The 13,428-nt window shown below is 43.1% G+C and carries 12 protein-coding genes; 6 read left to right on the forward strand and 6 right to left on the reverse strand.

The features are described 5' to 3' along the window. Window positions 1–11: 11 nt before the first annotated feature. Window positions 12–242 (reverse strand): hypothetical protein, encoded by a 231-nt coding sequence (locus tag C9I43_RS12160; protein WP_076497604.1) that lies wholly within the window; start codon window positions 240–242, stop codon window positions 12–14. Between the two features lie 70 nt (window positions 243–312). On the opposite strand from C9I43_RS12160, the gene C9I43_RS12165 reads away from it, so the two are divergent. Further along, complete coding sequence (locus C9I43_RS12165) at window positions 313–729, forward strand: META domain-containing protein (protein WP_107883620.1); 417 nt, start codon at window positions 313–315, stop codon at window positions 727–729. Window positions 730–840: 111 nt separating this feature from the next. Here C9I43_RS12165 and C9I43_RS12170 read toward each other — a convergent pair whose 3' ends face one another. Continuing rightward, window positions 841–2,175, reverse strand: a complete 1,335-nt coding sequence (locus C9I43_RS12170) for a dicarboxylate/amino acid:cation symporter (protein WP_107883621.1) — start codon at window positions 2,173–2,175, stop codon at window positions 841–843. Between the two features lie 392 nt (window positions 2,176–2,567). On the opposite strand from C9I43_RS12170, the gene C9I43_RS12175 reads away from it, so the two are divergent. After that, window positions 2,568–3,011 (forward strand): GNAT family N-acetyltransferase, encoded by a 444-nt coding sequence (locus C9I43_RS12175; protein WP_076497611.1) that lies wholly within the window; start codon window positions 2,568–2,570, stop codon window positions 3,009–3,011. Window positions 3,012–3,114: 103 nt separating this feature from the next. Here C9I43_RS12175 and C9I43_RS12180 read toward each other — a convergent pair whose 3' ends face one another. After that, window positions 3,115–4,410: an SLC5/6 family protein gene (locus tag C9I43_RS12180; RefSeq protein ID WP_107883622.1), complete on the reverse strand. Its 1,296-nt coding sequence runs from the start codon at window positions 4,408–4,410 to the stop codon at window positions 3,115–3,117. A 460-nt stretch (window positions 4,411–4,870) separates the two neighbouring features. Beyond that, a complete protein-coding gene (locus C9I43_RS12185; RefSeq protein ID WP_107883623.1) occupies window positions 4,871–7,435 on the reverse strand; it encodes an acylase in 2,565 nt (854 codons plus the stop codon). A gap of 269 nt (window positions 7,436–7,704) precedes the next feature. Here C9I43_RS12185 and yjjX point away from each other — a divergent pair, with 269 nt between their 5' ends. From yjjX to C9I43_RS12205, 4 genes are all read left to right on the forward strand, one after another. Then, window positions 7,705–8,265, forward strand: coding sequence for an inosine/xanthosine triphosphatase (gene yjjX, locus C9I43_RS12190; RefSeq protein WP_076498038.1), 561 nt, complete (start codon window positions 7,705–7,707; stop codon window positions 8,263–8,265). Window positions 8,266–8,269: 4 nt separating this feature from the next. After that, window positions 8,270–9,337 carry a bifunctional helix-turn-helix transcriptional regulator/GNAT family N-acetyltransferase gene (locus C9I43_RS12195; protein ID WP_181317881.1) on the forward strand — a complete coding sequence of 356 codons (1,068 nt, stop codon included), beginning with the start codon at window positions 8,270–8,272 and terminating at the stop codon, window positions 9,335–9,337. A 338-nt stretch (window positions 9,338–9,675) separates the two neighbouring features. Next, window positions 9,676–9,882, forward strand: a complete 207-nt coding sequence (locus tag C9I43_RS12200) for a DUF3565 domain-containing protein (RefSeq protein ID WP_107883624.1) — start codon at window positions 9,676–9,678, stop codon at window positions 9,880–9,882. Between the two features lie 559 nt (window positions 9,883–10,441). Further along, window positions 10,442–11,377 carry an alpha/beta hydrolase gene (locus C9I43_RS12205; RefSeq protein WP_181317882.1) on the forward strand — a complete coding sequence of 312 codons (936 nt, stop codon included), beginning with the start codon at window positions 10,442–10,444 and terminating at the stop codon, window positions 11,375–11,377. Between the two features lie 143 nt (window positions 11,378–11,520). On the opposite strand, the gene nqrF is transcribed toward C9I43_RS12205, so the two are convergent. Next, window positions 11,521–12,738: an NADH:ubiquinone reductase (Na(+)-transporting) subunit F gene (gene nqrF, locus C9I43_RS12210; RefSeq protein WP_107883626.1), complete on the reverse strand. Its 1,218-nt coding sequence runs from the start codon at window positions 12,736–12,738 to the stop codon at window positions 11,521–11,523. A gap of 75 nt (window positions 12,739–12,813) precedes the next feature. Then, on the reverse strand, window positions 12,814–13,422 hold the full coding sequence (gene nqrE, locus C9I43_RS12215) for an NADH:ubiquinone reductase (Na(+)-transporting) subunit E (protein ID WP_076497627.1): 609 nt from the start codon (window positions 13,420–13,422) through the stop codon (window positions 12,814–12,816). Window positions 13,423–13,428 lie beyond the last annotated feature (6 nt).

Raw genomic sequence — 13,428 nt, forward strand, 5'->3', positions numbered from 1 at the left:
AAGCCAAGGTTTTATTTACCGATATCGTCTTGGCGCTTAGCCCATTGGATAAATAGCACTACCGGATAAGGAGACATAAGCACTAGCCCTAAACCAATCAAGCAAGCAATGACTAACATCCCACTGATATCTAGACTCCATTGAGTCAACATATACAGACCAAGCCCACAAACTAACATCAATACACCTAACCAATGTAAAAACTTCAACAAATTCATAGTATTTTTAATGCTATCCGTCATATAAACCTCTTTAGATTTTGAGCTAAACTTGTCACACTATGGCAAGAATAATGAAAAAGGAACCGCGATAATGTTAAAAAAAGCATTCATATTAAGTGCGTTACTATTCGGGCTTACTGCTTGTGAGAGTACTGATAGCGCTAAAAACGACACCATTCCATTGCTGGGCAGTTGGCAAATTGAGATGGTACAAGGTCAACCCACTATCGATTATAGCCCAGCACAAATTACCTTCGAAGCCGAAGGTAAGTTGCACGGCAACAACAGTTGTAATAACTTTTTTGGCCAATATACCCAACAAGGCCAAGAGCTTAAGCTATCTCCTGCAGGTAGTACGATGAAAGCCTGCGTTGATGCTTTAATGCAGCAGGAGCATAAAGTGATGCAAGCGATGCCGTTAGTGACCCAAGCCAAATTAGTCCAAGGTCGACTGACCTTACTCGGTAGTGACGACAAACCTCTGTTGGTGCTAAGCCAACTGAAATAAGCATTATATCTCAATCGATTCAGATCAAGCTGACGCGGAATCGAGATAAGATAAATAATGAGAAAAACCGCCATCAGGCGGTTTTTGTATACTCAAAATACAGTTTTATCGCTATGACTTAACGGTTTTAGCTGCCGTATTTTCGAGAATGATATTCTGCTCTGCTAACACAGCACTTTGCACCATATCGGCATTGTAGTGTTCCATATCGAGCTCATCCTCAGATTTGGCAATCACGGTTGTGGCCACTAAGTCACCCGAGACGTTTACGACAGTACGCGCCATATCTAAAATACGGTCAATCCCCGCAATTAACGCCACGCCTTCTAACGGTAAACCCACAGTCGATAACACTAAGGTCAACATCACTAAACCGGCACCAGGCACGCCAGCAGTACCAATAGAAGCTAAGGTAGCAGTTAAAATAATAGTGAGATAATCCACCCAAGTGAGATCAATACCAAAAGCTTGCGCTACAAAAAGTGCCGTAACGCCTTGATATAACGCAGTACCATCCATGTTAATTGTGGTGCCAAGAGGTAATACAAAACTCGAAATCTTCTTATTAACCCCCAAATACTCACTTGCACACTTCATGCTAGCGGGCAACGTACCGGCAGAACTTGAGGTCGTAAAAGCCACTGCAATGGCATTGCTGATCCCTTTGAAAAAATGCAAAGGATTCAACTTAGAAAACACGCTTAAAACAATACTGTAGAAACCTAATACGTGAATAATACAGCCAATATAAACAGCAACAATCACCTTAAGCAGCGGCAATAGCATATCGATACCGTATTCACCCGCCACCCAAGCCATTAAGCCAAACACCCCATAAGGCGCTAACTTCATCACCATATCGGTGAGTTTATACATGGCTTCAGCTAAGCTTTCGAATACTTTAATTGCAGGTTTTCCGTGGTCACCTATCAGTACCAAGGCGATACCTAAGGCAACGGCAAACACTATCACTTGCAGAATTTGGCCATTTGCTAATGCTGCAATCGGGTTAGTCGGTACGATATCAAGCAATGTCTGCATGACAGAAGGCACTTCTTTAACCACATCAGACATACCAGAAGGTAGGGGTAAATTAAGGCCCGCACCAGGCTGAATCACATAACCAACAACTAGGCCGATACTGATCGCGATTGCGGTAGTGCAAAGATAAAAGGCAAAAGATTTAAAGCCAATTCGCCCCATTTTAGCGGTATCTTCCATTGAAGTGACACCGACAATCAGCGAACAAAATACCAAGGGCACAATCAACATCTTAATAATGTTAACAAATAAGGTACCAATCGGTTTTAACACGGTCGCTTGCTCACCAAATACCACGCCGACCGTAATACCCAGTATCATACCCACAAGAATTTGTAGCCATAAAGGTACTGACATCCAGTAGGACCATACGCGGCCTAACGCTGACGATGTTTGTTTTGACATGTTAATAACCTTGAATTTGAAATGAAGATATGGCGAAATTCCATCCTTGGCAGGTGCTAATCGATTCCCCTAATTAGCAGAGCGCAGAGTCTAGCATAAAGGATAAAAATCTAAGGATGATCTGTATCACGTAAGAATCAACCGCCGCAAAATCAGCCAAACACGTCAATAATGTCGACTAAAATGCCTTTTATACAAAACGATAAATCGGTAACAAACTAAGCTTGCGCCAAGTTAGCGACGCTAACAGCAGCGATTAATAGTCATCATCTCAACCTGTATTTAGCTATGGCATTAGTCGTTTTTTGCTTTGTACTTTATGTTAAAGTGGCGCTAAAAATCCCTCTATTAACAAGAAGGGTCTATCAAGATACCCGCCTAGGAGTTGTTGTATGTTAATCCGTAAAGCGAAAGCCCAAGACCTAACGGCCTTAGTGCAATTTAATCAAGCCATGGCCGAAGAAACAGAAGGCTTAGCCTTAGATGAAACCACACTCACGCAAGGCGTGGGCACGTTACTTGAAAGCCCACAAAAAGGGTTTTATCTCGTCGCCGAAATCGCTGGTGAAATCGTAGGCTCACTGATGGTGACATTTGAATGGAGCGATTGGCGTGCTAAGGATTATTACTGGATCCAAAGTGTGTATATTCGCCCGCAAAATCGTCGTCAAGGTATCTATGGCAAACTGTATAACCAAGTTAAACAACTGGCCGAAACCAATGGCGGCGCCGCAAGTTTTCGTTTATATGTCGAACAAGAAAACCTTGCTGCCCAGCAGACTTACCAAGCACTAGGAATGAAGCAGAGTTACTACTTAATGTTTGAAGAAAAATAAGCACTTTAAAATATTCACAAAAATAAAAAGGTCGAGCCAGTGGCTCGACCTTTTTAACAAATGACGCAATAGCTTAATGCCGCGCGTCGACGAACATTCAACCCTAGCTAAAGAAACCAAATACGATTGCTGTCATCGCGAGTAAACCTGCAATAACAACAAAGATATTACTAATACGGCCGCGATATGCTTTTAATGCTGGTACTTTATACACAGCATACATAGGCATAATGTACAGAATTGCAGCGATAATTGGACCACCTAAGGCTTCAATCATACCCAAGATGCTTGGGTTAATCACAGCCACAGCCCAGATAGTGAAGAACATAAAGCCTAAGATAAACTTGTCGATTTTCACATCAGAAACAGATTTACCACTTGAACGTAACTGCTTAACAATCACACCTTTCATGCCTTCTGTCGCGCCCATGTAATGGCCGAAGAAAGAAGACACAATCGCGATAAAGGCAATAAACGGACCAAAGTAGCTTACAAAACCACTTGAATGTACGTTAGCTAAGTAAGACAAAATCGGTAGATTCTGTGCTTTAGCTTCAGCTAACTGAGCTGGCGATAACGACAACACACAAGAGAATACAAACAACATCACAAAGCCGACTAACATCATCGAAGTGTTGCGTAAAATCACATCGGCTTTACGAGAAGCATTAGCACCGTGGTCGCGTTTTAATGATACTGAAAACTGTGAAATCGCAGGAGAATGGTTAAAGGCAAACACTAACACAGGGATAGTCAACCAGACGGTTCCTAAAAATGCACCCACTTCTGGCACCACTTGTAGCGCGTCCATTTTCCATTCAGGCATTAAATAAAGGGACATAAAAGCGAGAATACCCACCAGCGGATACACTAAAAGTTGAGTTACTTTCAGCATAAATTTTTCACCAGCAACCATTACAGCCATCATACCAAGAATTAACACCCCTGATAGAATGAAGCGTGGTGGCGATGCCATACCTAACTGGTTCACGATAAAGCTATCAACGGTGTTGGTAATCCCCACTCCGTAAATAAGCACAATCGGGTAAATAGCAAAGAAATACAGCACTGTAATGGCCTTACCTGCACCAATACCAAAATGCTCTTCCACTACTTGGGTGATATCACTACCGGGAATGCTTGATGAACACACAAAACGAGATAAACCACGGTGAGCAAGATAAGTCATAGGGCCAATAATTACGGCCATTAGTACCAGCGGCCAAAAACCGCCCATACCCGCGTTAATCGGTAAAAACAAAATACCAGCACCTACTGCAGTGCCAAACAAGCTCAACATCCAAGTAGTATCTTGGCGTGTCCAAGGTAAGTCTTTTGTGGTGTTATTTTCTTGCGTGCTTTGAGGTGTTCCAAGAACACTGATCACATCTTTTTGCATATAGAAGTTACCTTACATGTGACTGATTTAATAAATTCGTGCTAAGGATAACCAAAAAAAGTCTATAAAAGTTGATCTGACACCGCTTAATGTAAGGGAATTTAATAATAAACTAATATTGGGATGCAGATCTCTGATTTAACGTAATAAATCATCAATTTATCAGCAAAAAACAAACACTAAAACCCCATTAAATTACAAGTTTTTCACCAAAAGCCCAATGTCGTGACATTGCCTGTGCGTTGATAAAAACAGCTAAATCAATTTGAATCACAAAAAACCATAAAATGTGACGCGACACCACAAACATGCAAGCAAAGTTGATCTAGATCACTATTGGCAATGTTAAATTTTTACAAATAACTATCAGTTTTTACCCTGCATAAAAAACGGCTCAGCGCGAATTAAACTTCACGGTGAGCCATTAATAATAAACGGTGAGCAGTTAAATCTATCGAGTTTAAGGTTTCTGTAAACTCAACTCCGTTGTTGATAACACTGCAGGGGCGATATCCGCCTCTTTAAACAACAGCGGCCTGAAGCTTTTTTCAGTCGAGTACAAGATACTTTGATCGGCAAAAGCTGGAGTTAAGATATTACTCGACTCAGAGTAAGTTAAAATCCCCCGCGCTACTGGCCCCTCGTCGGTAAAATGCACCGCCATCATCCAGCTCGAACCGTAACGGACTTGATATCCCTTCGCGGTTAAACCAGAACTCATCGCCTTACCCGTGACCACATCCATAACAGGTGCGTATTTGTGCTGCGGGATCAAAGTGTCATCGCCCGACAAACTGGTCGAGAACACGTTAAAGCCACCTTCAGTATTATGGCTACCCGGCCAAGGTAAACGTGTTCCACTTGGCGTTCCATCGGGCAAAGATTTTTCCACAAACTGCACATCACCTAATGGTGCATCTAAGGCAAAGCCTGCCGCCTCAAGGTTAAGTGCACCGTAAGCCAAGGCGACTAATGCACTGCCATCGGCAGTTAACGTTTTAGGAGTTGTGGCCGCATTAGCGGGATCAAACCCTTGGGTCAACATCGTCGTTTGGCTAAACTGGTGGGCAAACTCACGCACTAAGGCGCCGCCTTTGCTGTCGTTATCTTGCTTACCATTCCATGCTTTTAACGCTGCGCAAGCCGAAGTGACATCTTTTGATAAACTCGCTGACACCACCACAGGCGTGCTGCCTTGGGCATCACACTGGGCAATCAAATCAGGCAACACTAGCTCAGCTAAATAACTGCGATTAGATAACACCGCTGCTTCAAGCTCTTCCAAACTAAACTTGCCATCTGCACCAGCGGCATCTTGCATTAAGCTCAGCCCCATACGTGTACGCAGTGATAACTGCCCCGCTTCTACACCATACATGGGCGAGAAATAAGTGAGTGGTTCATTTAAGTTTGTTGACCAGAATGAATCATTAGAGTTTTGCACAAAGTCAGTGCGTTCAAGTTTGGGCGCACGCTCATAGGGTGTTGGGCCATCAAAACTGAACAGCGAAGTATTACCGGGTAAAATCGTAAAGCCAGCTTTCTCTTTTGCCGCCTTAATGTCTGGCGAAGTTTTGAGTAACACTACCGCCGCTTCTGACAATCCCGGCACAGTAGAATCGTCAATATAGAAGGCATTACCCTCTTTATCGGCATACATAGTGTTATTAAAAATAACCCCGTCGTAATCTTTAAAGGCTTGTTGAAACTCTTCTTTATTGGTCGCCATATCCATTGCTAGCCAATGGTCAACCGGATCCATATTGCCCATATTGGCATCTTGGAGCATAAAGGCGCCGCCATCATCCCAACCAAATGGCGCTAACGCAGCGGGTGCTTCGACCATAGGGCCTTTGGCTGTGGTATAAATATCCTTCTCAGCCACCAGCATGCCCGCTGGGCCGCCATTAACTAAAATCGATACTGTCTCTTTGGTGATCGGCAACGGCTTACCATCAAACAGATATTGCATCCGATCGCCTGAGACTAACTCAAGGTTATATATCACAAAATGTTCAGCAGTTGAAAAGGTATGCGTCCAAGCTAAGTCTTTATTAAAGCCGATATTAATCGGTCCAGGCATACCGACTAGCGAGCCACCCATCATGTCTAAATGCCCAGGAATAGTGATATGCGACTGCCAAAAACGCAGGTTGCCCGTATGCGGGAAGTGCGGATTACCCAGCACCATACCTTTACCATTTTCAGTTTTATCTTTACCTAAACCCCAACCGTTGGAGCCTAACTCACCAGGATTGGTCTCTGGCGTAGTAATACGAGCCACGCGGGCAATCAACTTAGATTGCATATCGGCAACAAATGCCGTTTGGTCTTGGCTTGGCGCAGGCCCAACAATACGCGGCATATATTCCTGCGCATCCCCTGGGTTAGCGTAGAAAATTAAATCGAGAAAATTAGCCGCGCCCGGTAATAACGCGATAGAAAACAGATAGGTGACCACATCCTCTGGTGCTATGGCTTTCACCCAAGGCTGACCACCACAAAAAGGTTCAGCCGTTTGTTTGCCCGCTTCGACATCTGCAAGATATTGGTTATAACCAGAGGTAAAACCTTGGATTAATGCCCGTGAGTTTTCACTAAAACTAGGCCATTTTTCTTCGGCTTGTGCCCTGATTTTTAATGCTTTATAGGCAAAGTCTGAAATCAAGTTGCCGTTATCTTCAGCCGTGGGTAGACCGGTCGTAAAATCAATTGACGCATGGGGGCCAAAATACATAGAGCGCTGCGAGTTAGCTTTAATAAAGCCATCGGCTAACACACATAAATTATCTTGCGCTTGTGCATAACCGCTACCAAAACCTAGGCTTTCTAAGTTATCGGCTTGGATATGCGGCACGCCGTAGGTAGTACGGCGAATACTGGCTTTGAGTAAACCATTAGGCGCAAAAGTTTGTAATTGGGTTTCAGGTTCGGTAGGCGTAGAGCTATCGTCGCTATCGTTACAACCTGCGAGTATGACACCGCAGGCCATTCCCATTGCGATCATGAGTTTGTTGAATTTCATTATTATTATCTCTTGGTTTTGATTCCTTCAATGACATTGCCTTACTGCCTGTCCAGACAAATGACTGAAGGAGCAATAGTTGCATGTCGCTTCCTAGTGCCTAAGCTGGCTATTTTGCCTCCCCTACTGTTGGCTTTTTTACTGAGCTTCACCAAAGACTGTGGCAAAATAGAAAACCCAAACGCTTAGACACCTCAGACCATTTAAGCAATGATTCAAACGAGCGTCCACATTAATAACCAAAATAAGCAACATATATGAAACAAAATGTGCAGCGAAAAATAATTAACATAAAAGTGGGCTCTAAAAACCCAGTTAAAATCAATGCAGCAACGACGGCGATGGCGCAACTGTTCCCCGATAGCATTATCGAAGTAAAGGGTATGGATGCGCCTTCAGGCGTAGCGGCGCAGCCAATGACGGATAGTGAAACTCGCCAAGGCGCGATTAATCGGGTGCACTATTGTCAACAACAAGACACGCAAGCAACCAAGGCTGATTACTACTTTGCCATGGAGGGTGGCGTTGATAACTTTGACTTTGGTCCAGCCACTTTCGCCTACATCGCTATTGGTCATAAAGACCAACTCGCCATTGGCCGTAGCGCAATTTTGCCGCTGCCAATGCAGGTTTATCGCGCATTAGAAGCAGGCGAAGAACTCGGGCATGTGATGGATAGGTTATTTAACACCATCAATATCAAGCAGAAAGGTGGCGCTATTGGCTTACTCACCCACGGGCATGCAACCCGTGAAAGCAATTACACTCAAGCGATAATTCTCGCCATGGCGCCACTGCTAAATCCCGATATTTACGCACAAACTTGTTAGTCACATGTTGCAAGCGCAGTTGAAGCCCGCTAACTTAGTTGTGACCTACAACCAAACCTATTCAGCTATGGCGCTAACAGATGCAGTATCGACTCAAGGCTCTGCAATAATGGCGACGCAAGTTAAGCCAACGCCTCAAACTAGGCAAACGGCTGAGCCAGATTCATCCACAGAGCTCAGGCACTTATCTCGCTATCTGGTGAGAAATTTAGGCATGCTCAACGCCGCCTTTGGAGACTTGCCTCTCTCGCCCGTGCAAGCACATACTTTATTTGAGCTAGGTAAGCAGCCATTAACCATCAAAGAGCTGGCCTGCAAACTCAGCATCGATAAGTCCAACGCCAGTCGAGCGATTAAACATCTGGTTGATAAAAATCTTGCCCACAGTCAAATTCACCCACGGGATAACCGCTGCTTAGTGGTGCAACTCACGCCAGCGGGTAAAAAATTACTCGTAAAATTAGATACGCAGCAAAATCAATTATTTCAAGAAATTTTAGCCCAATTAACCTCTGCACAAACCTCACAAATAGAAGAAGCTCTTATGTTATATAACCAAGCCGTACATAACGCCAAGCAGCAAAGTGGTTGTCAGATTCGCCAAGCTACAGCCCAAGATGATGCCGCAATCGCCAAAGTCATCCGCGATGTTTCTGCTGAATACGGTTTAACCGCAGATAAAGGCTATGGCGTGGCAGACCCAACCTTAGATTGCCTCAGCCAGATTTACTCCCAAGCGGGCGCCAACTATTGGATTATCGAATTAGAAGGCCGCATTTTAGGCGGTGCTGGCATTGCGCCTTTAGCCAACAATGATGGCATTTGTGAACTGCAAAAAATGTACTTTATGCCCGAAATTCGCGGCAAAGGACTCGCGACACGCTTAGCGTTAATGGCACTCGATTTTGCCCGCAAAACGGGTTATCAAAACTGCTATTTAGAAACTACAGCGGTACTAAATGAAGCGGTAAAACTCTATGAGAAATTGGGCTTTGTGCATTTATCAGCACCGCTAGGTAACACAGGCCACGATGCCTGTGAAATACCGATGTTGCTAGAGCTTAATCAATAGAACATGCAGCGGTGTTAGAGGAAGGCGTGTAGGAATAAATCGATGCAAGCGTCAAGGGGAACAATAATGACTACCATTGATCCCCACTGACTTGACGCACTTTAGCTTTATTAGCATCCCCCTTAATAAGCGCGATGATAAAATCTATATCGTTAACCGTTATTTAGGGCAACAATGCCAATCCTAACGACCCCTTGGCGCTCGATATTAACTACTTACTTTTTAACATTTATAAATCAATATACTTGTACATTCCTGATGTTTTTTGTATATGAAAACGATAGAAAAATAATAAATTACATGTAATACATATAGTTAAAAATAAGGATAGGTGTTTTGTGGAACAACCGATAATAGATTTTCATCTTGATGCAGAGAATCATTGGGTGGCGAAATTAAGTTGCGGTCACTTTCAGCATGTACGCCACAACCCTCCGTGGTCAGTAAGACCATGGGTAATATCACAAAACGGAAGGACGGGTATGCTTGGCTTTAAATTGAACTGCAAGAAATGTGATACAGGCTCACCGCCAGACCAAGAATAAGTATGGTTTCGTTTGCCCCTGTAAGCTGCGCCTCACAAGCGACTCAAACGTAAGCAATATAAATCTATTGTCCTAGATGCTTTAGTCCCAAAGCTAGTTACGTTTTTATTACTACTGTTTTTACAGTGGCTCGACGTCTATTTCTTTTAAGAGAAGCACCCCTATAGGCTCGACGGCATCTGCAGCACATGGATGCACGAATGTTGCGATCACATGGATGTGAGTGAGCAACCATGTCGCCAACGGTCACTGCTGCAACAATGCCAATCCTCATCACCCCTCTAACTGTTCGTTTAGCTAAAGAACTATTGCCCAGAAATGGGTTTCACAGCTAAAAAGGGAAATAGGCCAAGTAAAGCTTTGCCTATAGAAAAGTTGATGTGAAAGGGTCCCATTCGACCTAGAAGTTATGCATATACCATCTTTTTTCAGCTTTAGCCCTTCAACTTTTGATGACTGTAATTTAAGCAATTTTAGCTCGTAAAAGTTGTAGGCAAACCAAAAGTGCATTATGTTGTTGAGCTAAAATGGATCACTAGGTTTTTTAATAAGGAAAATTATGAGAATATTTTTTATCGTATTACTTTGGTTTATTACTTTTAGTTCATTCGCTACTTCAATTAAGCAAATTGTAAGTATCGAAACAGGCACAGGAAAATTAGAGGGAACTTTGTTAACCCCCGATGATGTAAAAGATTCGAAAATAGTTGCATTAATTATTGCAGGGTCAGGACCAACTGATAGAGATGGTAATAACCCATCAATGACAAATAATTCTTTAAAAATGTTGGCTGATGAACTTGCAAAAGTAGGCATTTCATCGTTGAGATATGACAAAAGAGGTATTGGTAAAAGTAAAAGCTCAGGGTTAAAAGAAATTGACCTGCGTTTTGATAATTATATTGATGATGCAAGCCATTGGGTTGAATACCTCAATAATTTAAGTCGTTTTAATAAAATAGTTGTTATAGGTCATAGCGAGGGTTCATTAATTGGTATGGTTGTTTCACAGCAAAAAGATGTAGATAAATTTATTTCTATAGCTGGTTCAGGGCAGCCAATAGATCAAACAATACGAGAACAATTAGCAGCTCAACCTCCCGTTGTGATAGAGCAATCAACACCTATCTTAGATAAACTATTGCAAGGAGAAACAGTTGAAAATGTTCCTGAATTTTTAAACTCATTATTTCGCCCAAGTGTACAACCTTATATGATTTCTTGGTTCAAATACGATCCACAAAAAGAAATTTCTAAACTTAATAAACCGGTGTTGATTATTCAAGGTTCTACAGATATTCAAGTTGGCTTAATGGATGCTGATAAGCTTGCAGCAGCAAATAAAAAGGCAGATAAAGTTGTGATTAAAGAAATGAATCATATTTTCAAAGAGGCTACTCTTGATAAACAAGCAAATTATCAAACATACAACCAACCGGATTTACCTATTAAGCCTGAGTTAGTTAAAGTTATTAGTGAGTTTATACTTAATTAAAAAATCACCTACAAGTCGTTTAAAATCGACTAGCGTTTGATTTAAGGCTTCCCTCCTAATAGCCAAAACAAAAAAAACTCGCGTTAAGTTTCCTTACTTAACGCGAGTTTTTAGTTTCAAGCTTTAATCTAAGCGTTTAACTGCTAATCGCCAAAGTCATCGAGTAGGATGTTTTCGGGTTCAACACCTAAGCTTTCAAGCATTTTAATCACTGAGGAGTTCATGATTGGAGGACCACACATGTAGTACTCACAATCTTCTGGTGCCTTATGATTTTTAAGATAATTCTCATAAATCACATTATGAATAAAGCCGGTGTAGCCCGTCCAATTATCTTCAGGCAAGGGCTCAGATAACGCCACATGCCAAACGAAGTTTTCATTCTCAGCCGCTAGGGCGTCAAAATCTGCTTGGTAAAACACTTCACGGGTTGAACGGGCGCCGTACCAGAAGCTCATTTTACGGGTGGTTTTTTTGCTCTTAAGCTGATCGAATATATGTGACCGCATAGGCGCCATACCCGCGCCGCCACCGATAAACACCATTTCAGCATCGGTCTCTTTTACAAAGAACTCACCAAATGGTCCGGAGATGATCACGGTATCGCCCGCTTTCAGACTGAAGATATAAGATGACATTTTACCCGGCGGTACATTGGGCGATGGCGGCGTTGCAATGCGCACGTTGAGCATAATGCGGCCCTTTTCATCGGGATAGTTGGCCATAGAATAAGCGCGCAACACTTCTTCGTTGACGGTCGAGACAATGTTAAACAGGCCGTATTTATCCCAATCGCCACGGTATTTTGTTGGAATATCAAAATCAGCGTATTTCACCACATGGGCGGGTGCTTCAATTTGAATATAGCCACCTGCTTTAAAGCGAACATCTTCACCTTCGGGTAATTCGAGTAATAACTCTTTGATAAACGTTGCTTTGTTATCGTTAGAGATCACTTTACATGGCCACTTTTTCACCCCGAAAATTTCTTCGTCGATCTCTAGCTCCATATCGGTTTTCACCGATACTTGGCAAGCGAGACGACAACCTTCTTTGGCTTCTTTCTTGGTGATATGACCCATTTCGGTCGGCAGAATATCCCCGCCGCCCGATTTAATGGTCACGCGGCACTGGCCACAGGTTCCGCCGCCACCACAGGCTGACGGAATAAAAATACTCTGGCTTGCTAACGCGCCGAGCAACTTGTCACCCGCCGCAACTTTAATGCTTTTTTCAGCGTCGTCATTAATGCCGATAGTGACTTCACCCGTTGTCACTAATTGTTTTTTGGCGAGTAGAATCACTATCACCAACAGACACACTACAAGCGTAAACATGCCTATGCCAATTGCCATTTCCATCGTATTACCCTTTTCTAGCTCTTTCTAAAAAGAATGCGGTTACGCTTTCTCAGCTAATGGTTCGCCTGCAGCTCTTTACAACGAGATCCCAGAGAAAGACATAAAGCCCAGCGCCATTAAACCTGTGGTGATAAAGGTAATACCAATACCTTGTAAGCCCTCAGGAATCGCATTGAATTTCATTCTTTCGCGCAGTCCGGCCAGCAGCACAATCGCTACCGCCCAGCCGACACCCGAGCCCATAGCAAACACCACTGACTCACCGAAGTTGTAGTCACGGTTAGCCATAAAAATCACTCCAGCAAAAATCGCGCAGTTTACTGTGAGTAAAGGCAGGAAAATCCCGAGGGAGTCATACAGGCTAGGAATGTATTTATCTAAAAACATTTCCAGGATTTGCACTAACGCCGCAATCACACCGATAAAAGTGATCAATTGCAGGTAACTTAAATCGATACCGGGTAAACCCGCCCAAGACAATGCACCGGGCGCAAGCACTTTGACGTAAATCAGCTGATTTAACGGCACAGCTAAGGTCATTACCACAATCACGGCGACGCCTAAACCAAAGGCGGTAGACACCTTTTTAGACACGGCCAAGAAGGTACACATGCCCAAGAAAAACGACAGCGCCATATTGTCGATAAAAGTAGCCTGCAAAAATAGATTTATATAATGTTCCATATCAGC

The organism is Shewanella morhuae (assembly GCF_003028295.1).
GTDB lineage: Bacteria > Pseudomonadota > Gammaproteobacteria > Enterobacterales > Shewanellaceae > Shewanella > Shewanella morhuae.

Bases quoted from the DNA above. Each gene is read 5' to 3' on its own strand.
- C9I43_RS12165 (WP_107883620.1), top strand. From the start codon at position 313: ATGTTAAAAAAAGCATTCATATTAAGTGCGTTACTATTCGGGCTTACT.
- nqrF (WP_107883626.1), bottom strand. From the start codon at position 12,738: ATGGAAATGGCAATTGGCATAGGCATGTTTACGCTTGTAGTGTGTCTG.
- nqrE (WP_076497627.1), bottom strand. From the start codon at position 13,422: ATGGAACATTATATAAATCTATTTTTGCAGGCTACTTTTATCGACAAT.
- C9I43_RS12195 (WP_181317881.1), top strand. From the start codon at position 8,270: ATGTTGCAAGCGCAGTTGAAGCCCGCTAACTTAGTTGTGACCTACAAC.
- C9I43_RS12180 (WP_107883622.1), bottom strand. From the start codon at position 4,410: ATGCAAAAAGATGTGATCAGTGTTCTTGGAACACCTCAAAGCACGCAA.
- C9I43_RS12185 (WP_107883623.1), bottom strand. From the start codon at position 7,435: ATGAAATTCAACAAACTCATGATCGCAATGGGAATGGCCTGCGGTGTC.
- C9I43_RS12160 (WP_076497604.1), bottom strand. From the start codon at position 242: ATGACGGATAGCATTAAAAATACTATGAATTTGTTGAAGTTTTTACAT.
- C9I43_RS12170 (WP_107883621.1), bottom strand. From the start codon at position 2,175: ATGTCAAAACAAACATCGTCAGCGTTAGGCCGCGTATGGTCCTACTGG.
- C9I43_RS12205 (WP_181317882.1), top strand. From the start codon at position 10,442: ATGAGAATATTTTTTATCGTATTACTTTGGTTTATTACTTTTAGTTCA.
- C9I43_RS12175 (WP_076497611.1), top strand. From the start codon at position 2,568: ATGTTAATCCGTAAAGCGAAAGCCCAAGACCTAACGGCCTTAGTGCAA.